The sequence below is a fragment of the Agathobacter sp. genome (assembly GCF_977054825.1).
This window is the reverse complement of the sequence record NZ_CDRTEH010000007.1, coordinates 36,392-59,413: the sequence shown is the minus strand read 5'-3', so window position 1 is coordinate 59,413 and position 23,022 is coordinate 36,392. Positions and strand designations below refer to the sequence as shown.

Annotated in this window: 24 protein-coding genes; 1 reads left to right on the top strand and 23 read right to left on the bottom strand. The window is 42.0% G+C overall.

The features are described 5' to 3' along the window. Positions 1-2: 2 nt before the first annotated feature. The 5 genes from ACW6PM_RS08020 to ACW6PM_RS08000 all read right to left on the bottom strand — a co-directional run bounded on the left by ACW6PM_RS08020 (position 3) and on the right by ACW6PM_RS08000 (position 4,658). Entirely contained in the window at positions 3-1,091 is a 1,089-nt protein-coding gene (locus ACW6PM_RS08020; protein WP_308668362.1) for an ATPase, T2SS/T4P/T4SS family, read from the bottom strand. A 10-nt stretch (positions 1,092-1,101) separates the two neighbouring features. Beyond that, entirely contained in the window at positions 1,102-1,275 is a 174-nt protein-coding gene (locus tag ACW6PM_RS08015) for a hypothetical protein (protein ID WP_015517289.1), read from the bottom strand. Between the two features lie 262 nt (positions 1,276-1,537). Beyond that, a complete protein-coding gene (locus ACW6PM_RS08010) occupies positions 1,538-2,821 on the bottom strand; it encodes an aminotransferase class I/II-fold pyridoxal phosphate-dependent enzyme (RefSeq protein WP_308668361.1) in 1,284 nt (427 codons plus the stop codon). Positions 2,822-2,904: 83 nt separating this feature from the next. Further along, the gene (locus tag ACW6PM_RS08005; protein WP_456056812.1) at positions 2,905-4,233 is read right to left on the bottom strand and encodes a replication-associated recombination protein A; all 1,329 of its coding nucleotides are present in this window, start codon (positions 4,231-4,233) and stop codon (positions 2,905-2,907) included. A 215-nt stretch (positions 4,234-4,448) separates the two neighbouring features. Continuing rightward, positions 4,449-4,658 (bottom strand): hypothetical protein, encoded by a 210-nt coding sequence (locus ACW6PM_RS08000; protein ID WP_456056811.1) that lies wholly within the window; start codon positions 4,656-4,658, stop codon positions 4,449-4,451. On the opposite strand from ACW6PM_RS08000, the gene ACW6PM_RS07995 reads away from it, so the two are divergent. Further along, a complete protein-coding gene (locus tag ACW6PM_RS07995; RefSeq protein WP_456056810.1) occupies positions 4,657-4,764 on the top strand; it encodes a hypothetical protein in 108 nt (35 codons plus the stop codon). The genes ACW6PM_RS08000 and ACW6PM_RS07995 overlap by 2 nt on opposite strands. 80 nt (positions 4,765-4,844) lie before the next feature. On the opposite strand, the gene ACW6PM_RS07990 is transcribed toward ACW6PM_RS07995, so the two are convergent. From ACW6PM_RS07990 to ACW6PM_RS07905, 18 genes are all read right to left on the bottom strand, one after another. After that, positions 4,845-5,243: a putative toxin-antitoxin system toxin component, PIN family gene (locus ACW6PM_RS07990; protein ID WP_456056809.1), complete on the bottom strand. Its 399-nt coding sequence runs from the start codon at positions 5,241-5,243 to the stop codon at positions 4,845-4,847. Positions 5,244-5,252: 9 nt separating this feature from the next. Beyond that, a complete protein-coding gene (locus tag ACW6PM_RS07985; protein ID WP_456056808.1) occupies positions 5,253-5,510 on the bottom strand; it encodes an AbrB/MazE/SpoVT family DNA-binding domain-containing protein in 258 nt (85 codons plus the stop codon). A 231-nt stretch (positions 5,511-5,741) separates the two neighbouring features. Beyond that, entirely contained in the window at positions 5,742-7,553 is a 1,812-nt protein-coding gene (locus tag ACW6PM_RS07980; protein ID WP_456056807.1) for a GmrSD restriction endonuclease domain-containing protein, read from the bottom strand. Between the two features lie 235 nt (positions 7,554-7,788). Continuing rightward, positions 7,789-10,389 carry an ATP-dependent chaperone ClpB gene (gene clpB / locus ACW6PM_RS07975; protein WP_015517283.1) on the bottom strand — a complete coding sequence of 867 codons (2,601 nt, stop codon included), beginning with the start codon at positions 10,387-10,389 and terminating at the stop codon, positions 7,789-7,791. A gap of 230 nt (positions 10,390-10,619) precedes the next feature. Then, complete coding sequence (locus ACW6PM_RS07970; RefSeq protein WP_308656470.1) at positions 10,620-11,282, bottom strand: GTP pyrophosphokinase; 663 nt, start codon at positions 11,280-11,282, stop codon at positions 10,620-10,622. A gap of 68 nt (positions 11,283-11,350) precedes the next feature. Beyond that, positions 11,351-12,010 (bottom strand): phosphatase PAP2 family protein, encoded by a 660-nt coding sequence (locus ACW6PM_RS07965; protein WP_456056806.1) that lies wholly within the window; start codon positions 12,008-12,010, stop codon positions 11,351-11,353. After that, complete coding sequence (locus tag ACW6PM_RS07960) at positions 11,967-12,788, bottom strand: phosphatidylserine decarboxylase (protein ID WP_456056805.1); 822 nt, start codon at positions 12,786-12,788, stop codon at positions 11,967-11,969. Before ACW6PM_RS07960 ends, ACW6PM_RS07965 begins: the two co-directional genes overlap by 44 nt. Continuing rightward, entirely contained in the window at positions 12,788-13,498 is a 711-nt protein-coding gene (locus tag ACW6PM_RS07955; RefSeq protein WP_456056804.1) for a CDP-alcohol phosphatidyltransferase family protein, read from the bottom strand. The genes ACW6PM_RS07960 and ACW6PM_RS07955 overlap by 1 nt, the downstream gene beginning before the upstream one ends. A 208-nt stretch (positions 13,499-13,706) precedes the next feature. After that, a complete protein-coding gene (locus ACW6PM_RS07950; RefSeq protein WP_308668351.1) occupies positions 13,707-14,201 on the bottom strand; it encodes a CarD family transcriptional regulator in 495 nt (164 codons plus the stop codon). Positions 14,202-14,328: 127 nt separating this feature from the next. Beyond that, positions 14,329-15,324 (bottom strand): cytidylate kinase-like family protein, encoded by a 996-nt coding sequence (locus ACW6PM_RS07945; RefSeq protein ID WP_456056803.1) that lies wholly within the window; start codon positions 15,322-15,324, stop codon positions 14,329-14,331. A gap of 12 nt (positions 15,325-15,336) precedes the next feature. Beyond that, positions 15,337-16,686 (bottom strand): sodium:proton antiporter, encoded by a 1,350-nt coding sequence (locus tag ACW6PM_RS07940; protein ID WP_456056802.1) that lies wholly within the window; start codon positions 16,684-16,686, stop codon positions 15,337-15,339. Between the two features lie 148 nt (positions 16,687-16,834). Next, on the bottom strand, positions 16,835-17,614 hold the full coding sequence (locus ACW6PM_RS07935; protein ID WP_456056801.1) for an HAD family hydrolase: 780 nt from the start codon (positions 17,612-17,614) through the stop codon (positions 16,835-16,837). Positions 17,615-18,306: 692 nt separating this feature from the next. Continuing rightward, complete coding sequence (locus ACW6PM_RS07930) at positions 18,307-18,981, bottom strand: sigma-70 family RNA polymerase sigma factor (protein WP_456056800.1); 675 nt, start codon at positions 18,979-18,981, stop codon at positions 18,307-18,309. Continuing rightward, complete coding sequence (locus ACW6PM_RS07925) at positions 18,978-19,457, bottom strand: ATP-binding protein (protein WP_456056799.1); 480 nt, start codon at positions 19,455-19,457, stop codon at positions 18,978-18,980. Before ACW6PM_RS07925 ends, ACW6PM_RS07930 begins: the two co-directional genes overlap by 4 nt. A gap of 42 nt (positions 19,458-19,499) precedes the next feature. After that, a complete protein-coding gene (locus tag ACW6PM_RS07920; protein ID WP_456056798.1) occupies positions 19,500-19,808 on the bottom strand; it encodes an STAS domain-containing protein in 309 nt (102 codons plus the stop codon). Between the two features lie 100 nt (positions 19,809-19,908). Beyond that, the gene (locus ACW6PM_RS07915; RefSeq protein WP_456056797.1) at positions 19,909-21,276 is read right to left on the bottom strand and encodes a tetratricopeptide repeat protein; all 1,368 of its coding nucleotides are present in this window, start codon (positions 21,274-21,276) and stop codon (positions 19,909-19,911) included. Further along, positions 21,273-21,428 (bottom strand): hypothetical protein, encoded by a 156-nt coding sequence (locus ACW6PM_RS07910; RefSeq protein ID WP_012743396.1) that lies wholly within the window; start codon positions 21,426-21,428, stop codon positions 21,273-21,275. Before ACW6PM_RS07910 ends, ACW6PM_RS07915 begins: the two co-directional genes overlap by 4 nt. Before the next feature lie 125 nt (positions 21,429-21,553). Next, positions 21,554-22,942: a DUF342 domain-containing protein gene (locus ACW6PM_RS07905; protein ID WP_456056796.1), complete on the bottom strand. Its 1,389-nt coding sequence runs from the start codon at positions 22,940-22,942 to the stop codon at positions 21,554-21,556. Positions 22,943-23,022 lie beyond the last annotated feature (80 nt).

The following is a 23,022-nucleotide window of genomic DNA, read 5'->3' as shown; positions in this document are numbered from 1 at the left end:
CCCTAAGCCTCCCTCGCCTCACTCATCATGGCCTCATTCATCCGTATCTCATTGACAAAGGACTCACCAAACGGCTCATTAACACCCTCTCTTTTAAATCTGCGAAGTATGACCTTTGGTATGTCGTGAGTCACTATCTGTCCGTCAGATACCAGCATAAACACATGATTGGTATAGTTTTCCCTATAGAAAAAGCACACCTGGTCTATGTATCTGTACACCACTCCGTCTTCATTTCTCCTCTTACGGATCAAAATCCCCACATCAAGCGCCTGATATATGTCATTCTCCATACGCTCCGCATCCACACGGCTCTCAAGCATATTGAGTATTCTGTCCGGGATATTGCGCACATCGTCTGTGTGGAGTGTCGTCATGCCACGCACACCGGTGCTCCAGCTCTGCAGCAGATATTTCACCTCCTTTGAGCGTGCCTCCGAAAGCATAATCCACTTCGGGTTCATTCTAAGGCACGACTTGATAGCCTCAGAGTAGCCAAACACATCCTCACTCACCTTCATCTCTATGCAGTCCTTGCCCGGATTTGTCTCGGAATAGCGTATCTCAAGGGTATCCTCTATCGTAATCACACGCTCATTTGCCGGAATAAACTGTGAGAAAAACTTCACGCACTCCGTCTTTCCAATACCCGGCATGCCGCAAAAGGTGATATTCATCTTGGTCCTGACACAGTTTATTAAAACGGCTAAAAGCTCCTCTGAGCAGAATTTCTCAGCAATTGCAGATTCTGCTGTCAGCCTGATAAGCGGAGGTGTCTTTCGTATGCTGATGCTCCTGCCTGACTTCGCAACCGACTCATGCAGTATCGTCACACGAAGCTCGCTTGTCTCTGCCTCAAGCTCCGGATTTCTCTTATTGAACTGTCTGCTTACGACATTGGCGATGCGCTGTGTAAACTGCTCCACAAAAGCAGGTGTCATATACTGTGTGACAAACTGCTGATTGGCTCTGAAGCGCTCATTGAATATATTTGTAAGCCAGATTTCTTTGCCGTTATAATCTATATCCGTTATCTCATTGCTGGCTACAAAGCTCCAGAGCGGTCCAAAATATTCTCTTCCAAGCTCCATGCACCACCTCTTATTTGACACTCATATTGGCATGATTTGAAAAGTTTGTAATCAGATCACTAAATGTCTTTCCCACTATGCCTGTTGCATCTGAGCCTATAACTGCTGTTACAACGAGAATGATTGATAAAATAGCTACAACTGTGATGAGTATTCCGCCATACTCCTGAAAAATTTCCTTCATAATATTTAAATCCTTTCTCCATCTAAATCTAAAATAATAGTGTTTAATAATAAAATAATAATGTTTAATAAAAATCAAAATCAAATATATGAAACTTAAATCAAGGGAAAAAAATAGTGGCCGAAATGCCACAAAAAGAAACCTGCATAGAATGTATGCAAGACACAATTTAAAAAGATATTTATATCTTACACAAAAATCGGGATTTGTAAATACCAAATCCCGAAAAATTGTGCACAAATATTTATTTGGTTTTTATGCATTATGCCTCAAGCAGCTTATTTACGCTGACAAGACGTGTAACGACAACAAATACCTCAGCAGCCTTTTTCAGCTCATCAAGTGATGGATATGTCGGAGCAATTCTTATCACGCAGTCATCCGGATCCTTCTTATAAGGGAAAGGAGAGCCGGCACCTGTCATTGTGACACCTGCCTCCTTGCACTTTGCAACGATTTCCTTTGCACAGCCTGAAAGAGCCTCAAATCCGAAGAAGTATCCGCCGAGCGGCTTAACCCATGTTCCGATGCCTCTTGATGCTATTTCATCTGTGAGGATATTCTCAACCAACTCGAACTTAGGTCTGATAAGTGCTGCATGCTTTGCCATATGAGCCTTGATACCATCTGCATCCTTAAAAAATCTCGCATGACGAAGCTGATTAATCTTGTCATGTCCGATTGTCTGTATAGTAAGACGCTTCTTGATATCCTCGCGGTTTTTCTCAGATGTGCATATACCTGCCACACCGGCACCCGGGAATGTCACCTTGCTTGTAGAGCAGAACTCAAATACCATATCAGGGTTGCCCTCTTTCTCGCAGAGCTCAAGGATATTTGGAATCTCTGCCTGCTTATCGTCATAGAGATGATGAACTGTGTATGCATTGTCCCAGAAGATTCTGAAATCATCTGCTGCAGGCTTTAATTTTGCAAAGCGCTCAACAGTCTCATCTGAGTATACAACACCCTGTGGGTTAGAGTATTTCGGAACACACCATATTCCCTTTACAGAAGCATCGTTATTGACATATTTCTCGACCATATCCATGTCAGGGCCAGCCTCAGTCATAGGGATATTGATCATCTCAACGCCGAACTCCTCGGTGATTGCAAAATGTCTGTCATAGCCAGGTACAGGACAAAGGAACTTCACCTTGTCAAGCTTGCACCATGGTGTGTTGCCGCAGAGACCAAAGATAAATGCACGGGCAACCTGATCGTACATGATATTAAGGCTTGAGTTGCCATATACAATAGCCTGCTCAGGCTTTGCTCCAACCATGCCTGCGATAAGTGCCTTTGCCTCAGGGATTCCGTCAAGACATGCATAGTTTCTCACATCAAGCCCTGATTCACTCTTCATATCACTGTCTGATTTCAAAACATCGAGCATAGGAAGTGAGAGGTCAAGCTGGTCTGCTCCCGGCTTTCCACGCGACATGTCAAGGCTTAAGCCAAGATTCTTAATCTTCTCGTACTCGGCCTCAAGTGCTGTCTTTTCCTGCATTAACTCATCCTTTGTCATTTCTGTATACTTTTTCATTTAAAGATCCTCCTGGTTTGATTTTCTAAATATTTATGTTATTATTAACTATTTGTTATTATTCAAGCTTCATATATGCACTTTCATGTATCACAGTCTCTATGAAGCTCATCCATGTGTGCTCTTATCTTTGCCTCATAGCCTATATCCGTAGGCTTGTAAAACACTCTGTCTGTAAGGCCATCCGGCAGATACTGCTGCTTCACATAGTGATTGGGATAATCGTGCGCGTATTTGTACCCGACTCCATGCCCGAGCTTTTCAGCCGCACCGTAATGGGCATCCTGCAGATGTGCCGGAACAGCCGGTGTCTTGGTCTGCTTCACACAGCTCATCGCTGCCGATATCGCATTATATGCTGCATTGCTCTTTGGCGCGCATGCCATGTAGGTGACAGCCTGTGACAGAATAATCTGTGCCTCAGGCATTCCCACGCGCTCGACCTCTGCCGCCGCCGATGCCGCTACAACCATAGCCATCGGATCTGCATTGCCTATATCCTCCGATGCAAGTATCATGATTCGTCTTGCGATAAATTTCACATCCTCACCGGCATACAGCATCCTCGCCAGATAATAGACCGCCGCATCCGGGTCTGAACCTCGCATGCTCTTTATAAAAGCAGAAATGGTATCGTAATGGTTATCGCCCTTCTTATCATAGGAGATAACTCTTTTTTGTATACATTCGCTCACCACATCAATAGTGATATGAATGATGCCATCGTCCGACCTGTCCGTGGTCAGTACTCCAAGCTCAATCGCTGTGAGCGCTGCTCTCGCATCTCCGTTTGACACATCTGCAAGGAAATCAAGCGCATCATCATCTATCTGTGCATTGTATGCACCCATGCCCTTTTCTGTGTCAGTGAGTGCTCTCTTAAGAAGTACCTTTATATCATCCGTTGACAGCTTCTTAAGCTCAAAAATGACTGAGCGCGAAAGCAAAGCACCGTTTACCTCAAAGTAAGGATTCTCAGTGGTAGCTCCTATCAGAATAATGGTGCCATCCTCCACAAACGGAAGCAGATAATCCTGCTGTCCCTTGTTGAAGCGGTGTATCTCGTCGATAAAAAGTATCGTCTTCTTCTGATACATGCCCTGATTATTCTTCGCCTGCTCCACGACCTCTTCCATGTCCTTCTTGCCTGCTGAGGTTGCATTAATCTGCATAAACTCAGCACTGGTAGTGTGGGCTATGACCTTTGCAAGAGTAGTCTTTCCGGTGCCCGGCGGCCCGTAAAAGATGATGGAGCTAAGCTTATCGGCTTTAATCGCACGATACAAAAGCTTGTCCTTTCCCACTATGTGCTGCTGCCCGACCACCTCATCAAGCGTTGTCGGACGCATCCTCGAGGCTAAAGGTCCGCTTGTCTCCTTATTCTGTTCTCTCATGTAATCAAATAAATCCATATCATCCCCGCCTGAAATGCATATTTGATATATTTGTTATATCATTTTGCAATTTCTCTTAGCAAAAAATTCATTTTGCAACACTATTATCGGTATTTATGTATTCTATAAACACCAATTATGCATAAAAAAGTGGCGCAAAATTCATTTCCCTATAATAAGATACATGAATTTGCACCACTTTACAACACTAAATTTATTTTTCTACGAAATGACTAATATTTGCCCTTTAATGCAGGATAAAACTGCTTAAATGTTGCATAGCCCTTCTCATATTTTTCGACAAGCTGTGGGCTTGGCACGATTGTATCCTTCTTTCTCACAATCGCCTCTGCCGCAGCCTCCACATTTTCAAAGCAGCCGTTTGCAACTGCAGCCAGTATTACACCGCCTCTTTCAACCGTACATGTGCCTAAGCAGTACATGGGTGAAATTGCAGTAAAAAGGCTTGCAGAGATTATAAATTCTATCTCTGCAAGCCATGTAAAAATTGAAATAAGCACAAAAATTGTAAAGAGAAAGAGCTGTTGAAGACTCTTTTGCAGTCTGCCAGTCTACAAAGCAAACCGTGTCATATTAATTTTGAGTGTTTTTATAGTTCCCGAACATTTTTACCATTCTTCTAAAAAATGCTCCATAAACTGTGCTGGAGACATAATTTTCGGCTTCTCGACATCTATATCTGAAAAATCTTTATCTCCTGTCACCAGAATATCAACATTCTCAATAATAGCCGTATAAAGTACTGGATAATCTTTGATATCTCTGATATTAAAGAGTCCACTTTCCATACTACCAGGTGTATAAACATACTCAAAGCTCATCATCATAAGTAATTTGTTGATTATCATTTCTTTTCCGGGAAACTTTCTCCTGACTACATTTTTTAACTCATCTACAACGTAAGATGACAACACAAGCTGATGGTTAGTAAATATATAGTTCATCATTGCATCCATCTTAGTTCCCGGAAAAAGTAATGCCGATATCAATACATTGGTATCAAGCATAATTCTCATCTACTTCACCACACTTTCCTGCCTAAGAGATTTTATCATTTCCATTACATCATCATCGTCTTTAAGCCCGAGTCTTTCTGCCTCTCCTGCAAATGATCTCTGTGCTTCACGAAGTGCATCCATAGATGAATTCATCATATACACTCTTCCAGACTCTTCCACAAACAATATCTTATCGCCATTCTTAATTCCAAGTCTTTTTCTAATTTCAATAGGTATTGTTATCTGCCCTTTTGATGTTACTTTTGCTAATTCCATACAAAAGCCTCCTTCCCAAGTAATGAATCCCTTACTTTTCTTACAATATAATTATATCCATTTTTCATAAGTTTATCAACCACAATCCACCGATAAAAAACTTGGTTGTCTTTTCTCTAAAGTGCAATCTTTTTATCATACATGGTCTGTAATTTCCCCAATTAGTTGCTTTATATCCATAAAATCTCACCTTCTCCCTTACTGTTTTATTTACTAAAACAATAGAATAATCTATAGTCCCTTGTAATATCTCATCATCAATTGTGCCATCAGCTTTCTCCTATCAGCCAAGAAATCATCGTAGTTTTCTACAGTCATTGATACAACGTTTTCTGGGATTGCATTTTCACTAAGATTCTTCATAAGAGCATCTCTTTCAAATATATTTCCAAATGCAATGTTCTTCTTGTCACACTGTTCCAATGCACTTTGAAAATATACATTCGGTGCATCGTCACTTATAGCCTTATTCACTTGAGTATCAAGATATGTAAAATTTGCAACCTGATTATACCTTCCCTTTGTATCAATGCCATTATTTTTCAAATATGCCTTAGGAAATATATGATGTACATCTCCTGATATATTAATTAAATCTGAAATCATTGTTCCATGCATAAATAATGAATTGCAATTGAGATTAATCTGTGCTGCAAGAAACGTATTAAATGCCGGGCTATTAGTTGACGTTGTCTCTAGATTCTGTGGCAAAGATATATCCCAAAATGTATCTGAAAGAACCGATGCTTCAATCTCATAAAAGAAGTTAATAAAACCTTTTTCATTTATTAATCTAATATCTCTGCTCATTACAGACTCAGGCGATCCAACATATCTTCCTGTAAGTGTTGAAAGAACAAACCATTTTTGCACATGATGCTTTACTTGATCATGTGGTATTGAAGAATCTTTTGATAGTTTAAGATATAACATATATGCAAAATCAAGTGTCATCTGAGAATTGAGCTGCTTGCTAGATTTAAATCCAGCACCTTTAATAGCCAATACAAATTGTTCAAAATTATGTTCATTGATAAATACTTTGATACCTTCACAAAGTTTATTGTATGAATCTTCTACAATTTCTTCCTTAAACTCACGTGTTTCAAAATCTCTACCTGAAAGCAAGCTAACTAAATCGGAGAGCTTTGCACGATTAAAACTATACATGAAAGCGACACGAAGCATATCATTATAATCAGGATTATAAATATCCTCATTATCTTTAGCTAGCCATTTAATTTTAGATGCAAATTCTGTTTTTTCAAATTCTAAATCTTTAATCATTTGAGGGTAAAAATCCGGTTTTACAGCTAAATGACAAAAATAATCAACAACCTTACGCAGTATATTTCCTCCATGAACCGTATCTGCCGCCATTTTGGACATAACAAAATCAGACTGGCTTAATGCAGTTCCCTTAGAATTGATACGAATAAATATTTCCGTTACTTCATCAATATCAAGAGAATGATCAAGCTCAATTACGCCAATCTGTCTATTTGCAATTCCTCTTAGCTTCATAATTGCATTATTTACTTCATTGGGTTTCACACCCGGATTGTTCTTACAATACTTAGGAACAAAATCAAATGGATCAAAATCATTTTTGAACACTTCTGAAATATCTGGAATCCATTTTTTATCCTTTAAATGAGATGCATCTTGTACTGCAAATCTCTTATCTGAATCTGTTGCAAGCGGATTAAATGCGATTTTAACCCTATCCCTATTAAAATCTTCATCTAACACTTCAAGACCTGCTATTGATGCCATCAATGCTGTAATTCTCTGTTGTCCATCAATTAATACATGCTTTCCATTTGCTACTGTTCCATCCTTTGTCTTAACATCAGGATTCTTCCATGTAATAATATACCCTGTAGGGTATCCATTATACAAAGAATCAATCAAATCCCTTACCTGAGCTCTTTTCCATACAAATGGTCTCTGAATCTCAGGAATAACAAATTGCCCTGCTTCAATAAAGCCCAATATTGCATTAACATTATATTGCATTAATGTAAACTTTTCTCCTTGCATAATCTTATCACCTCAAACATTTGATTATTAAAATTTTCGACTTATTTTCTAGTTGCTTACATTAATTATATATTTTTTCAAATAATAACACAATTAAAAAAGAGAAGGATTTTTTCATCCTTTGTCATAATTCTGCCCTCCATGCCAAAGTGCAAAATAAAACAGGCGCGGAGAAAATCCCTGCGCCTGTTTTGCAAATATATCTTCAATTATATGCATTTATTTATGCATTCACTTATGCATTTTTCTGCACCGCGGATGCACTAAGCTGTCCATCCTTCACATCTATAAGGATGGTATCTCCTGCTCTCACACCATCTGCCAGAATCAGCTTTGCTGCGAGTGTCTCTACATGCTTCTGCAGATATCTCTTGAGTGGTCTTGCTCCGTATACCGGATCATAGCCATTGTCGGTGATAAACTGCTTTGCAGTGTCTGTCAGCTCGACTGTGATTTCCTTGTCGACAAGACGCTTGTTTAAGTCTGCCATGAGCAGGGTGATGATATGACCGATGTTATCCTTTGTGAGAGGCTTGAACATGATAATCTCATCAAGTCTGTTCAAAAACTCCGGTCTGAAATGACCCTTAAGCTCATCCATGACACGGTTCTCACACTCTGTGCTGATGCTGCCGTCTGCCTCTATGCCCTCAAGAAGCTCCTGTGAGCCGAGGTTACTTGTCATAATGATGATAGTGTTCTTGAAATCCACGGTACGTCCCTGTGAGTCAGTGATTCGTCCGTCATCAAGCACCTGAAGCAGTACGTTGAATACATCCGGATGGGCTTTTTCCACCTCATCAAAGAGTACTACCGAGTATGGCTTACGCCTTACAGCCTCGGTGAGCTGTCCACCCTCATCATAGCCTACATATCCCGGAGGCGCTCCGATGAGTCGTGACACTGAGTACTTCTCCATGTACTCACTCATATCAAGTCTGACCATGTTGTTCTCATCATCAAAAAGACTTGCAGCAAGTGCCTTTGCAAGCTCTGTCTTACCTACACCTGTAGGTCCGAGGAACATAAACGAACCTATCGGCTTTGTAGGATCCTTGATGCCTGCCTTTGAACGGATGATAGCCTCTGTCACCTTTGTGACTCCATCATCCTGTCCTATTACCCTCTTGTGCAGCTCCTCATCGAGGTGAAGTGTCTTATTACGCTCACTCTCCGTAAGCTTTGCAACAGGTATTCCTGTCCAGCGTGATATAATGAGTGCGATTTCCTCATCGCCCACGTTCTCACGCACAAGCGATAGGTCTCTGTCCTTAAGCAGTGCCTCCTCTGATTCCAGCTCCTTTTGCAGGTTTGGAAGCACGCCGTACTGCAGCTCTGCTGCCTTTTCAAGGTCATAGTTCTGCTGTGCTGTCTTGATTTCATTCTTTGTGGACTCAATCTTTTCACGCAGCTTGCTGACCTTGTCAACAGCACCCTTTTCGTTCTGCCACTGAGCCTTTTTGGCATTGAAGTCATCACGCAGCTCTGCAAGCTCCTTCTGGAGTGCTGCGAGCCTGTCCTGACTTAGGTGGTCTGTCTCTTTCTTTAGCGCTGTCTCCTCAATCTCAAGCTGCATAATCTTACGATTCTGCTCATCAAGCTCTGCAGGCATTGAATCAAGCTCCGTCTTTATCATGGCACAGGCCTCATCCACCAGGTCTATTGCCTTATCAGGCAAAAATCTGTCTGTGATATATCTGTTTGAAAGCACTGCCGCTGTGACAAGTGCCGAGTCTGTAATTTTGACGCCGTGGAATACCTCGTATCTGTCCTTAAGACCACGAAGTATTGAGATAGTGTCCTCTACTGTCGGTTCGTCTACCATAACAGGCTGGAAACGTCTCTCAAGTGCAGCATCCTTCTCAATGTACTCACGGTACTCATCGAGTGTGGTGGCACCTACGCAGTGCAGCTCGCCTCTTGCAAGCATCGGCTTAAGAAGCTGTCCTGCATCCATGGCTCCGTCTGTCTTTCCGGCTCCTACTATTGTGTGAAGCTCATCAATAAAGAGAATTATCTGTCCGTCAGAGGCCTTTACCTCCTCGAGCACTGCCTTTAGTCTCTCCTCAAACTCACCTCTGTACTTGGCTCCTGCAATCAGAGAGCCCATATCGAGTGCAAAAAGCTTTTTGTCCTTTAAGCCCTCAGGCACATCGCCCTTTACGATACGCTGTGCCAGTCCCTCAACGACTGCTGTTTTACCAACACCCGGCTCACCGATAAGCACCGGGTTATTTTTCGTCTTACGCGAGAGGATACGCACTACATTTCGTATCTCATCATCACGGCCGATGACAGGATCAAGCTTTTGCTGCCTTGCACGCTCCACCATGTCATAGCCGTATTTCTCAAGTGTATCATAGGTGGCCTCCGGGTTGTCAGAAGTGACCTTCTGATTGCCCCTGACCGTAGAAAGCGCTGTGAGGAATCTGTCTCTTGTGAGACCGTACTCCTTTATCAGCTCCTTCATTGCCTTGTTTGGATACTTGAGCAGACACAGGAAAAGATGCTCTACCGAAACATACTCATCTCCCATTGCCTTTGCCTCATCCTCGGCATGGATAAGAACCTTGTTTAAATCATTGCCCACATAGACCTGTGCACTGCTGCCGCTTACCTTTGTGCGCGCTGCCAGATGACGCTTTGCATTCTCTGTGAAATGCTCCACATTTATCTCCATCTTGTCAATCAGCTTCGGTATCAGTCCATCCTCCTGTGAAAGTAATGCCACAAGCAGATGCTCCTGTTCTATCTCCTGATTGCCGTAATCATATGCAAGCTTCTCGCAGTCATTGACTGCCTCTATTGATTTCTGTGTAAATTTTTGAATGTTCATAGTCTCACTCCCTTCTACTATGTTATCCATAAATATAATTCTTATGTGTCATACAGGTAATATCAAAATTTTATATCTAAATAATCCTTTAAATAATTCTTCAATATTCCTTGTGAGTATGTTATAGCACGCAAATTAGCACTCGTCAAGTGAGAGTGCTAACAATTTTTATTAAATAAATATAAACTTTTGATTTTAAAGCAAAAAAGAGTGACTTATATCACTCTCTCTTACTCAATTGGCTGCACAATGCCGGATACATTTGCCAGATTCTGCATCTTGTCATCAGCATCTGCCATGATATCCGCACATTTCTTAAGCTCCTGCTGCATCTCCTCCGTGAATACACGGCTCTTCTTGTAACGAAGCTGGTGCTCTGTGCTGGCCCAGAAATTCATTGCAATGGTACGAAACTGTATCTCTATCGGCACCTTGTCCTTGTGATCCGAAAAATACACATCAACCAGCACTATCATATGAAGACTTCTGTAGCCATTTTCCTTTGGTTTTTTTATGTAGTCCTTTATTGTGACAATCTCGACATCCGCCTGATTTACGAGCATATTGGCCACCTGATATACATCGGATATGAATGGACAGACCACTCTGACTCCTGCAATATCCTTTATCTCACGCTTCATGGCGTTGATGGTGAGCGGAATACCCTTTCGCTTCATTTTGTCTATTATGCTGTCAAGCGACTTTACACGGCTCTTTATATTCTCGATTGGATTTCTTTCGTGATTGTTTTTAAATTCATTATTTAATATCTGCAGCTTTGCGACTATCTGCTGTATGCCCGATTCGTAGTAGAACATGATGTGTTCATACTGCGAGGCAATTGAGCTGAATTCACCCAGCACCGGCAGCATCTCTATCTGTATATCATCCATGTTTATACCCCTTACATATAATATATTTCCGCTTTCCACTTTATAATCTATGCAAGCCTTCTAATTAATTATTTACTTAATTTAGTAAGTAACAGCCGTGAAATTCGGTATGTTACTTCAATGAGGATCACTCCTGCCACTACATCATATATCACATGCTGCTTCGTAGTCAATGTAGATATGAATACTGCTACAGCACAAATACAAAAGGTTGTACGTATCCACTGCGGTACTTTTTTGTTACCGCGGATACCGATATAGCACAGCCAGCTTACAAGGCAGTGTATAGACGGGAAGAGATTGTCCGCAGCATCTATGCTGTATAAAAAGCGCATGAGCTGCGCCCATATATCCGTGCCCACTATTTCCGGGCGGGTATTGGTTGTGGGATATACGACATAGCAGATAAAACAGACTGCCTTTGCCAGCCAGTCTGCCATTAGAAAACGATAACAATGTGTTTTATCCATCGCTGCATTATACAGATATCCTATAATCCAAAAAATATAGCAGCCAAAATAAATGACTACTGTAGAGTACACAACCGGTATCATGTCATCGAGTGCGGTCTCTATATTGTGATGTATAAAACCGCCTGCAATCACTCTCGCACCCCAGTATACACTGAAATTGAGCACTACCGTAAAAAGCAGCGGAATACGGCTGTATTTTGGAAGTATTCTGTTAAAAAGCTGTCCTGTTTGCGATATGCTGTCCCTGGATAACACGTACCTCTTTGTCTCCTTTTATACACTCTTTGATTTCCGGAAGCAGGTCTATATGACCCTTTTTAAACAAAAGCACTATTGTGGAGCCAATCAGCTCAAAATGCCCCATCTCTGCACCCTTTCTCATCATGACATTCTCGTGGTCATTGACTATGCCGCCCACGAGCAGCGCGCCGACCTCAATCTGTGCCACCTTGCCAAAATTAACTGTATCAAGAATGGTCCACATACGCCTGTTTTGCCTGTAAACCGGAGCATTCTCCAGTGCAATAGGCTGTACACTGTGAAGCAGCCCCTTCACAAAATGATTCCTGCCCTGAAAACCATCATCTATATAGCAGTAATGATGATAATCGTTGGCACAAAGACGCAGTATCACGCAGTCTCCTCCGACAAATTCCTTTGCAAGCTTCCTGTCGGTGACAAGATCCGTCACCTTGTACCATGAGCCCTTGATAAAAAAGCTGTTGTTGCTTTTTATCCTGTAGGCACTCAGATAGCCGTCACACGGACTGATAAGATGCTCAGCCTGCCTGTCCACCTCAATATCACCACGCTTTCTGGAGAAAAAATCCTGAAAGCTGTTATATTTCTGCCCCTTAAAATCAGACATATCTATATTGTTATTCTTTATATACCGGCTGATAAGCGGCTTTGACAGCGGGGAGCGTGCAACCACTTCTCCGAGCTTAAGCGCGCCTGTATACAGAAGCACCTTAAGCGTCACACGCCCCGGTGCCGTGGTATAAAGCCAGTCTACAAACGATTTTTTTGCCATTAAATAAGAACCTCCGCAATGAGAATACAAAACTCAACTGCTCCTATGCCCACAATCAGAACCTCACCTAAAAGCGATGGCTTTTTGAGCTTTATCGGGAGCACGTAGCATATGCCTATGACTAAAAGGGCAATTGCCGCGATTGTCTCAATATGTATAGCAGTGAACTCTCCAATCAGATATACCGCCGGGATAGCAAGGGCGCTGGAGGTAATCGGAAGCCCCAGATAGTACTGTCTGCGCTCTGCTGTGGCAGCCTGTCTGTTGGCCTCATCCACATTGAAGTATGCCAGACGGATAAGCCCGCAAAGAATGAATACAAATATGGCGATAAATGCTATTGATATCTTTGGAGTCACACAAAATACCCACACTGCCGGAAGCACACCGAAGCATATGATATCACTTAACGAATCTATCTGTATGCCAAATGTACGCTCGTCCCTGGTACGGTCCTTCTTTGTGGATGCAATGGTGCCGTCAAACATATCGCAGACACCGGCGAGCATAAGGCAGATTAACGCCCCCACATACCTATCCTTTATGGCAAGCATCACTCCAAGGAAGCCTATCCACATGCCTATGTATGTAAGCACTACCGTGTAATTATAAAAGCCTATGAGCCCTGTCTTTTTTTCTGTGTTTGTATCTCCTATATCCAGAGTATCTGCTATTGCAGAATTAATATTCATATTATCCATATTTTCCATATTGATTCCCTTACTTTCATTCTTTTGTTTTTATCAGATAAAACATGATAAGTTTTCTCATTTAACATTAAACATTATATGCCCTTACCTGATATATAATAACATATTCACAACATAAACTCATTAATTATTTGTTTAAGCTTTTCTTAATATCTCTTACTTTTAGCAAAAAACAAGGCAGAATCTGTTTTCTGATTCTGCCCTCATACTATAGCATATCATTAATTATATCTTTAATCTCCTGCTTGTCCTTTTCCAGAACAAATGCAAGCTCTGCATTTAGATTGTGTTCTGCCATCTTGCCATAGCGCTCATCCACTGCAGTGGCCTTCTTGCCTGCCTGTGCACGCTGCTCATTTCTGATATGTAAACACTTTAAGAGACTGACCACACTATCCGGCTCGCAGCTTCTGACCGCCTCCTTATAGCGCGTTTCGCGCTCCTTCTCATTGTTTACCACGAGTGCCTCTATCTCAGGTACTCTATTAAGCACTGCCTGTGCTTCATCCTGTGTTATTACCTTACGTATCCTCTTATCGGCATTGTCAACAGGTATATACACTCTGTCATTCTCCTCCTCAACAGGGCGAAGTAAAAAATATGACTTGAGCTTCTTGTCTCCTGACATGTCTAACTCCACGATTTCGCTTATTTTGCAAATACCATTTGTAGCATTCAATACGTAATCACCTATTTCGAACATATCACACCTCTTTCGTTATACGATATTATTTTATCACTTTTTCACGAATTTTGTAAGAGGATTTTTTCAAAAATGTCAAATATATCAAAAAAGCGTGTTTTACGTCAATAAAACACGCTTTACAAAATTACTCAATCAGCTGCTTCACGCGGTCATCGAGCTGGAGCATACGGATGATAAGCTCTATTGAGCCCTTGATACCGTAGCTGGCACTGTTGATACAGATATCATAGTTACTTGCCTTGCTCCATTTTCTGCCTGTGTAGAATTTGTAGGTCTTCAGATGTCTCTTATCCTCAGACTCTATCCATTTCTTTGCCTGGTTCGGAGTCACATTCTTGTTTATCTCAAGGAAACGCTGGACACGTCTCTTCTCCGGTGCTGTGATAAAGATACTGATGTGAGGAATATGATTGTTGGTCAGAATCGCATCCGCGAAACGTCCCATGACAATGAAGTCCTCCTGCTTTGCCTTTTCTACAAGGAACTTGCTTGTATCAAAGAAAAGCACATCCTCTGATGAAAGTCCGTGGTATCTCTTAAAAGCCTTGATGCGCTTTTTGATTCCCATTCTCTCCTTCTTCTGGAAGGTAGCTGTCGCCTGTGCTGCTTCCTCTCCATCCTTCTGTCTGAACACCTCATTCATAACAGACACATCATAGAAATTCATACGAAGCTTGTCTGCGAGCGCAAATCCAATCTCATTTCCACCACATCCGCAGGAACGTCCGATACAGATGATCAGATGATCGCCTGTCTTGAAACGGTCCTTCAGATTTACGGTATTTAAATCCGCTATCTTTGGATCGAGGATATCTCCGTCAGCAAAGCCTGTCGGAAGCTCCGCTATCTCCTCTACTATGTTGTTGTATCTGACCATGATGTCATGCCTTATATCGTGATCAGGTATTGTTCTTGCCATGTTGCTTATCAGGGCAAGCTCGCTTCGGATTCTCGAGCTGTTCTGCCTTGAGTGCAGATCCTCCATGATGTTGCGGATACATATATCCTTCTCTCCACCAAATACCCTGCCGAGGGATGAGCCTAATTTCTTGTACACTTCGGCATCAAGCTCATAGATTTCGATGGCAAGAGCTTTGATTTTCTCGTCATAAAATTCCATAATTCATCCCTCCTATAAAAAGAATATGAGCATATCTATGATGAAAACAGGTATCAGATAACGCACTGACCACCACATGTAACCAAAGAATGATGGCATGTTGATACCGTTTTCGTCTGATAATGACTTGACCATAAAGTTTGGCGCATTTCCAATATATGTGTTGGCTCCCATGAATACAGCGCCACAGGAAATTGCCATAAGCATCTTGACCGGCACCACTCCGAGTGTGGTTGCAACACCTGTAGTAAAATGCATGGCGCCTGCTGTAGTAAGGAAAACCAGATATGTCGGTGTATTGTCAAGGAAGCTTGAAAGCGCTCCTGTTGCCCAGAACATCTCAAACGGCTCTGTGATTCCAAGACCTGAACCGGCACTCTTTAATACCATAAGAGCCGGCTGCATGGTGATAAAGATTCCGATGAAAAGCACCGCAACCTCCTGGATTGCTCCCCATGTGAAATGGTTCTGCACACGAACCTCCTTCGGTGTTGTCTTGAAGGAAAGTAAAGCAGCAAGCAGAATGATTGCAATCTCAATAATTGCAGGCACAGTGAGTGTAACCTCCTTAAATATCGGAATACCGATAACCTCTCCTGAAGCGTTCTGGAATGCAGAAAGCTTAGGAAGCACACCGCTTAGTATAACGGCTATGACAATCATTACTATATATAAAAAGTTGTGGGCGCCCTTTATCCTGATGAGTGGCTCATTTTCCTTTACCTCAGGCATAAGTCCCATAGTGATATCCTTCTGATATGCTTTCTTGTCCAAATGATAAAATACGGTCAGAAGCAATATCATATTTATTATCAGAACAGGAAACAGTCTCATGCTCCAGAAGAACGATACTCCTCTTGAAAATCCCATGAGCAGTGGCGGGTCACCGATAGGTGTAAGGCATCCTCCGATATTTGACACAAGGAAAATGAAAAATACCATGATGTGACGCTTGTTCTTTCTCCATGAGTTCATCTGGATGATCGGTCTGACAAAGAGCATACTGGCTCCTGTAGTTCCTATACAGCTTGAAAAAAGTGTTCCAACTGCAAGCATGATAACGTTTACCTTTGGGTTGCCGACCAGACTTCCCTCCAGCTTGATATTTCCGGCTACGCAGAACAGTCCAAAGAGCAGCACGATAAAGGTCAGATAGTCGCCTATCAGACACTCCAGTACCGTCTCTACGGCTTTTGGTGCTCCATAAAACAGCGCGAACGGAATGGCAAAAAGCAGTGACCATAAGATAACTGCGTGAGCTTGATGCTTCTCCCACCATTCAGGCTTCACAAGCGGCATAACTGCTATGCACAGCAATAAGCCCGCAAATGGGATACACAACATTAATAATGTGTTTGACATTCTTTTCACCTCGACTTTGTTAAAAAATAAACTATTTCAAATCTAGTTCATTTTACACCATTATATTTTATTTGCAACTGTTTATAAAAAGTTTTTAATTTATATATGTTTTTTATGTAGTATTCACATTTTTATAAACAATAATGCATTACCAGTTGGTAAAATTATCTATAACATAGTCTGCATCATGAGCCATATCATCCTTTGGCGATATATTTGATTTCACATAAAATGCGTCCATATGACATTCCTTTGCGCCCTTGATATCGGTAGTCGAATCATTTCCTATAAAAAGCGATTTTGATACATCAATATCATGCTTATTTATCAGCTCCTTATAAAATCTGACATCAGGCTTTTTGGTATTGTAGTCAGACGAGATAAATACGTCATCAAACAAATCAAAGATATCAAGTCTTCTCATCTCATAGGCTGTGAATATACGCTGCGCATTTGAAAGCAGATATACATTTTTCCCTGCCGCCTTAAGCTCCTTTAGCATCTCCTTGGTGCCCGGGTAAAGCTTTATGTATTCTGTGCTCATCACCCTGAAAAACTGTCCGGTATGCACCGAAAGCTCCTTTGTCGGATTCACGCCCTTTTCCTCATAGAGCTTTTCAAATACATCCTCTATATGTATCTCCGGTGATGCTTCGTGGGCATATGAGATGGCAAACTGCGCATCTGAAGCTTCATTTTGCTTTTCAATATCCATATTTTCAATTTTCTTTTTAAGCTCTGCCTCGCTGCTCTTTACAAGTGTCTCATAGCGCTCCTTAAGCTCCTTTGCTTCATACAGTGCTCCGTAATAGCCATAGAACATGGCGAGCTTTTCCCAGATTGCAGTGTCGCTCTCGTCTGTGTGGATATCCACGAGCGTACCGTAGAGGTCAAATATATAGTTATCATATGTGAGTGGAAGTTTCATGCTTTTCTCCTTTCGACATTCCAATTTTATTCCTTTAGTCCCCATTGTAATATGCTTTGGGGTTTGGGTGCAAGTACTTTTGTTTTTTCAATAGTTTCCAATAATTTCAATAGTTTCAATAGTGCGTGGCGGAAGCAGGTGGCGGGGGCAGGCGGTACTGTCGTGCATGCTACGCTTCGCTGTCAAGTGTCTGTACGAATTATGCCCCAGGCTTTCTATGCCCGACGAAACCGTCGAAACTCGCCCTCCATGGCTCGATTTCTCCTTGCCTCGGCGTCCATGCCTCGGCATTTCAGTGCTTCACAGCATAATTCTACAGTCACTAAACAGCTGCGCTATTCGCCCGCCCGACAGTACCGCCTGCCCCCGCCACCTGCTTACGCCACTTACGCTGAGATAATAATTGTGCCGGTCCTCTCCTGCGGTTCGTACGGCACGATGTTCACAGCCTGCAATGCTTCCCACTCGACACACTACATTTGCCGGAAGGTATGCAGTGTGTTCTGAAAAAAATTATGAACTGCCGCGAGGTTCCATATTCCCTAATAGCAAAAAAATCTGCGGCATATCCACAATCTATCCGCACATGGGCTCGTGGCTGACTTCATAATTTTCTGAAGAATATACTACATGCCACCCCGGCATCCTCACAGCCTTTACGTGGGAAGCTCAAAGCCTCCACTGCTTCCCACTCACAGCATCGCCCTGCGAAGCTTCGACAATGTATTCTTCTCCATTCGTGATATGGCCACCTGGTTGCGCCCAAGCACTTCTGCCACCTGCTTTTGTGTCTTATCCTGCATATATCTAAGTATAATGAGTCTGCGCTCGCTATCATCAAGTGAGTCAAATGCCTGCTGCATTGCGATATGATTTATCACTTTATCCGTCTCAGATGCTTTATCAGATGCCTCTGCACTCATTTTATTGTCCAGAAAATCAAGCACACTTTCATTTTCTATTGATGATGCTTTTTTATCGGCTTCCATGGCAATTATTATATCCTGTTTTGATATACCGGAAATATCCTCCAATTTTTCGAGTGATATTTCACTATTTTCTCTCATTTTGTATTTTTCTCTGATAATTGCAATTTTTCTTGCATCATCCTGTATTTTTCGGCTGATATGCACCATTCCGTCATCACGAAGAAAGCGCTGTATTTCCCCTATTATCAAGGGTACTGCATATGTAGAGAAGGCAAAGCCCTTATCTTCATCAAATCGCTGTGCTGCCTTTGTCAGTCCCACTGCTCCTATCTGAAATAAATCGTCCTGCTCAACGCCTCTATTTCTAAAGCGTTTCATAACTAAATAAATCAGGTTTATATTTTCTGTGACAAGTCTGCTGATTTTGTCACTTTTCATAGTACTTTTTTCATCTTTACAGTTGTTCCGTGTCCCGGTTCTGATGTTACTGTGAGAGCGTCCATAAATGCTTCCATGAATGAAAAGCCCATGCCCGATCTGTCAAGCTGTGGCTTTGATGTGTATAACGGTTCCATTGCTTTTGCTACATCCTGTATGCCTACTCCTTTATCTGATATTTCTATGTAAAGCTCCCTGCCCGTGTAGCTGCATTCCATATGTACCTGTGGACAGCTTTTTTCTTCTGCCGCCTGATGATCTGTCTGACCGGATGAGATATTGTCATCCCCCATCTCATAGCCGTGGATAATTGCGTTTGTCACCGCCTCAGACACTGCTGTCTTTACGTCCTCCACGTCATCTAGTGTGGGGTTTAATTGTGCCATAAACATTGCTGCTGTCATTCTCGCAAATGCCTCATTCTCTGAAATTGCATCAAAGCTTAGCGATATATGATTTGTTTTTGTTGCGTTCATTATGCTCCCTTTCTGTCTGATTAAATTTTGATTCAATTCATTTTAAAGCTTGTGCACAATAGTGTATATGCCGGCGCATTTCAAAAGCTTGTCCACTCTGTCTGACATATTGCACACTGATACACAGCTGTCATTAAAGTACTTAAGCTTCTTTGTTCTTCCGATTATCACTCCAATCCCCGAGCTGTCCATAAACTCTGTAGCTTTCATGTCAAATACTATTTTTCTGACGCCACAGCCCTCTATAAGTGTATCAAGCTCGGCGATTATCTGCCCGGCGCAGTGGTGGTCCACCTCCTTTGGCATAAGGTATGTCACCCGGTCTGCTTCTTTGATATAATTTTCTATCATTTCACACTCTTCCTTTCCTGCTCATATAAAAAAGACACCGGAGATTATCTGGTGTCTTTCGTAATTCTATATTTAATTATTGTCTCACAGCAGCTGTTTACTACTGTTCCTGTGCAAGATAATTCTTTGAGGTTCTGGCCTTCTCAGTGCCTGCGTAGTTGTCTACCACATACTGATAATATGGCTTTGCTGATGCTAGGTCTCCTGATTTCCTGAACGACTGTGCCAGGTAGTATGCAGCCGAACCATCCCTGTATGCCTCGTCCATGCCGACCAGCTTCTGGAAGGTAGGGATTGCGTTCTGATAATCGCCACTGCTGTATGATGAGTATGCCTGATTGTACAGTGCTTCCTTATATGAATCAGCAATTGAACCATTGAGAGTATCATATGTCTGCTTAGCAGAGTCACTCAGGTAGCTTGTATTGATATTTTCAAGTGCCTCTCCCGCCTTTATTACATCATTGGATGTGAAGTATACATAGGCATTGAGCAGAGCCTCATATGTGGAAATCTGGTCTGATACTCCATCATTTTTCTTCTTTTCGTCCTCAAGCTCCTTCTTTAGCTTGTCTATCTGATCATTCAGACCACTGATAGTCTGCCCATTTGTGGAAATGGTGTCATTGGCCGATAGAAGCTGCTTCTTTGCATCTGTTTTAGACTGGCTTTTTATGCCCGGAACTACAAGGAAGCACGTAACCGCAACTCCTACTACCAGACCTATTATGATATAGAGTATATTTGCCCACATTGAGCTTTCCCTGAATCGCTTCGGCATAATGATTGTTTCGTTTCCACTCTGGTAAGAAATTAAATCATCATTTTTCTTTTTCCTTTCAGAGCCTTTTTCCTTGAGACGCCTGTTCACTTCCTTTAAGTATCTGAGTGTAGTGGTATTGTCTGTATCTATCTTGCCGGCATCGCGTAAAGCCTTCTTTGCCTTGTCCAGATGCCCCTCCTCCAGATATAAAAGAGCTAAAAGCTGATGTCCCTTTACAAGCTTTGGATTTAATGATAAGACCTTTCTAAGCTGTATAACAGCAAGGTCCTTACTGTCCTGCTTGCAGTAAGTTAAAGCCTGATTATATTTTTTAATAGTCTGGTTGATTGTTTCGAGCTGATTTCTGTTATTATGAATCTGCTCTATATACTTCTTTGCCAGATTATCATCAGGCTGATAGTTGGCACTGATGACCCACTCGCTTAAGGCGTCAACCATCTCACCCATCTCATAATATATGAGTCCCAGCAGATTCCTTGCCTGGATATTGTACTTATAAAACTTAAGACTCTGTCTCAGAGAGATAATCGCTCCTGACAGATTCCTTACCTGTGCCTTTTGTAAACCATCATTGTAGTACGAGTTGGATATTCTCACAGCTCTTTTGAAAAGCGAAAGATCTGCTCCACATACAGGGCACTTATCCTCCCAGCCCGCATCTTGTCCGCATTTATAACAAATCATCTCAATTCACCCTGCCTTTTGTCCTGCTCACGTAATAACTGTGCAATGATATCTGTGACATCTGTCAGATCATGGCTGTAAATCGCAGATTCGGCCTCTTCTATCTCAAGACTTGGCTCATAGTTCTTTATTTCTTCATCAAAATTTATCATAATCCTGCCTCCATAATTATCTGCTAAATAATCTCATCAAAAAAGGGTCACTATATATTATAATAAAGTAACCCCTTTATGCAAGTATATTTCCATTAAGATTTAATAAAAATATCGCAATTTTTTTATTTCATCGACAACATCACGACTGCCTTATCCTTCTCCTTGAACTCAATCTTGTCAAATTCCTCTTTGGTGACGAGCTTTGAGTTGTTAATACACACCTCGACATTCGGATAGACATGCTCAAATACCTGTACTGTCGCACCTGTCGAGCGCTCCACTATGCTCTTAAGCCTCTCCAGTTCCTCCTTATCCTCGGTAAGCTCTGCTGTTTTCTCAATCTTGGCCCTGACAAGTGCAAGCTTCTTTTCCTCCAGATTCATGCTGTCATCGGCACTGCCCATCATCCGCTCTATCTGCTTTATGCCTGCATTGATATTGTTAAGCAGCATCTGCTTTTGATCAACAAGCTTTTCAAGCTCTGTTATCTTTATCTTGATTTTTTTATGTACACCCACATTCACCTCGGTCTTGATAAATGCATCATTGCCCAGGTTTTGCACCTCAATGCCTGCACAGCCGTATACTTTTCCACCGACTATGCTTGCATGTCCGCCATTGAAGATCACCTTGTCATTGCTGACCACATTGCAGTTGATTGCCGAATCAGCCTCCACAAAGCCATCTACCTCCACATCGGTATACTCCATAAACTTGGCAAACAGATTGCCCTTTACAATAATCCGGGCCTTGCCCATACCAATCATGCCCTTCCTGAGAATCAGGTCATCACCGGCCTCAAGCACACAGCCCTCGCAGACACCATCTATAGTGATAGACTTTGCAGCCCTTATTCTGGCTCCGGTCTTCACACTGCCATGTATGACCACGTCCCCGACAAAATCTATATTTCCTGTTCCCACATCCACATCACCGTTTATTTCTAGAATAGGAAGAATAATGATTCTGTTCTTGTGCCTTTCAATTTTACCATCGATAGCAGCTGTATATGTAAGTCCATCGACAGATTTGTCAAAGCCTCGCCCAACGAGAGGTGGCTGCCCCTTGCCTTTCTTTGCGGTAATTGTCCTGCCAAGCACGTCAATACCATCCTCGCCTGCAACAGGCTCATAATAGTTTGCAATGGTCTTGCCCTTTTTGACCACCTCAACCGAGTGCACACTCCAGTAATCCACTGAGCCATCACTATTAATCGTTGGGCGGTGGTTCAAATCGCTGTCGAAGTAAAAATCAAAGTATCCGTCAGTACCGTCAACAGCCGGCTTTCCCTTTGCAAAAAGAACTTCCCTGCCCATAAGCCCCTTGTCTACCATATCTGAAATTATCTCGCAATTGATGCCATATATCACGCCATTTCGTTTTACAGCTTCAAGCACCTCGTCCACTGTATAGTGCTGCTCTTCTTCAACAACAGGCAGCATGATAAATGCCTCCATCCTGTCGCTGCTTATTCTGATAACTGGCTCTCTCATTATACCGGTATCATCCATATTATTTCCTCGCTATATCAGACCTTCTTTGTTCCTGTTAAGGATAATCATCCTGCTATTTCTTTCATTTAATAAACGCA

Coding starts and splice junctions, on each gene's coding strand:
- ACW6PM_RS08020 (WP_308668362.1), bottom strand. CDS start 1,091: ATGGAGCTTGGAAGAGAATATTTTGGACCGCTCTGGAGCTTTGTAGCC.
- ACW6PM_RS08015 (WP_015517289.1), bottom strand. CDS start 1,275: ATGAAGGAAATTTTTCAGGAGTATGGCGGAATACTCATCACAGTTGTA.
- ACW6PM_RS08010 (WP_308668361.1), bottom strand. CDS start 2,821: ATGAAAAAGTATACAGAAATGACAAAGGATGAGTTAATGCAGGAAAAG.
- ACW6PM_RS08005 (WP_456056812.1), bottom strand. CDS start 4,233: ATGGATTTATTTGATTACATGAGAGAACAGAATAAGGAGACAAGCGGA.
- ACW6PM_RS07995 (WP_456056810.1), top strand. CDS start 4,657: ATGGGTGAAATTGCAGTAAAAAGGCTTGCAGAGATTATAAATTCTATC.
- ACW6PM_RS08000 (WP_456056811.1), bottom strand. CDS start 4,658: ATGTACTGCTTAGGCACATGTACGGTTGAAAGAGGCGGTGTAATACTG.
- ACW6PM_RS07990 (WP_456056809.1), bottom strand. CDS start 5,243: ATGCTTGATACCAATGTATTGATATCGGCATTACTTTTTCCGGGAACT.
- ACW6PM_RS07985 (WP_456056808.1), bottom strand. CDS start 5,510: ATGGAATTAGCAAAAGTAACATCAAAAGGGCAGATAACAATACCTATT.
- ACW6PM_RS07980 (WP_456056807.1), bottom strand. CDS start 7,553: ATGCAAGGAGAAAAGTTTACATTAATGCAATATAATGTTAATGCAATA.
- clpB (WP_015517283.1), bottom strand. CDS start 10,389: ATGAACATTCAAAAATTTACACAGAAATCAATAGAGGCAGTCAATGAC.
- ACW6PM_RS07970 (WP_308656470.1), bottom strand. CDS start 11,282: ATGGATGATATACAGATAGAGATGCTGCCGGTGCTGGGTGAATTCAGC.
- ACW6PM_RS07960 (WP_456056805.1), bottom strand. CDS start 12,788: ATGGCAAAAAAATCGTTTGTAGACTGGCTTTATACCACGGCACCGGGG.
- ACW6PM_RS07955 (WP_456056804.1), bottom strand. CDS start 13,498: ATGGAAAATATGGATAATATGAATATTAATTCTGCAATAGCAGATACT.
- ACW6PM_RS07950 (WP_308668351.1), bottom strand. CDS start 14,201: ATGTTCGAAATAGGTGATTACGTATTGAATGCTACAAATGGTATTTGC.
- ACW6PM_RS07945 (WP_456056803.1), bottom strand. CDS start 15,324: ATGGAATTTTATGACGAGAAAATCAAAGCTCTTGCCATCGAAATCTAT.
- ACW6PM_RS07940 (WP_456056802.1), bottom strand. CDS start 16,686: ATGTCAAACACATTATTAATGTTGTGTATCCCATTTGCGGGCTTATTG.
- ACW6PM_RS07935 (WP_456056801.1), bottom strand. CDS start 17,614: ATGAAACTTCCACTCACATATGATAACTATATATTTGACCTCTACGGT.
- ACW6PM_RS07930 (WP_456056800.1), bottom strand. CDS start 18,981: ATGAAAAGTGACAAAATCAGCAGACTTGTCACAGAAAATATAAACCTG.
- ACW6PM_RS07925 (WP_456056799.1), bottom strand. CDS start 19,457: ATGAACGCAACAAAAACAAATCATATATCGCTAAGCTTTGATGCAATT.
- ACW6PM_RS07920 (WP_456056798.1), bottom strand. CDS start 19,808: ATGATAGAAAATTATATCAAAGAAGCAGACCGGGTGACATACCTTATG.
- ACW6PM_RS07915 (WP_456056797.1), bottom strand. CDS start 21,276: ATGATTTGTTATAAATGCGGACAAGATGCGGGCTGGGAGGATAAGTGC.
- ACW6PM_RS07910 (WP_012743396.1), bottom strand. CDS start 21,428: ATGATAAATTTTGATGAAGAAATAAAGAACTATGAGCCAAGTCTTGAG.
- ACW6PM_RS07905 (WP_456056796.1), bottom strand. CDS start 22,942: ATGGATGATACCGGTATAATGAGAGAGCCAGTTATCAGAATAAGCAGC.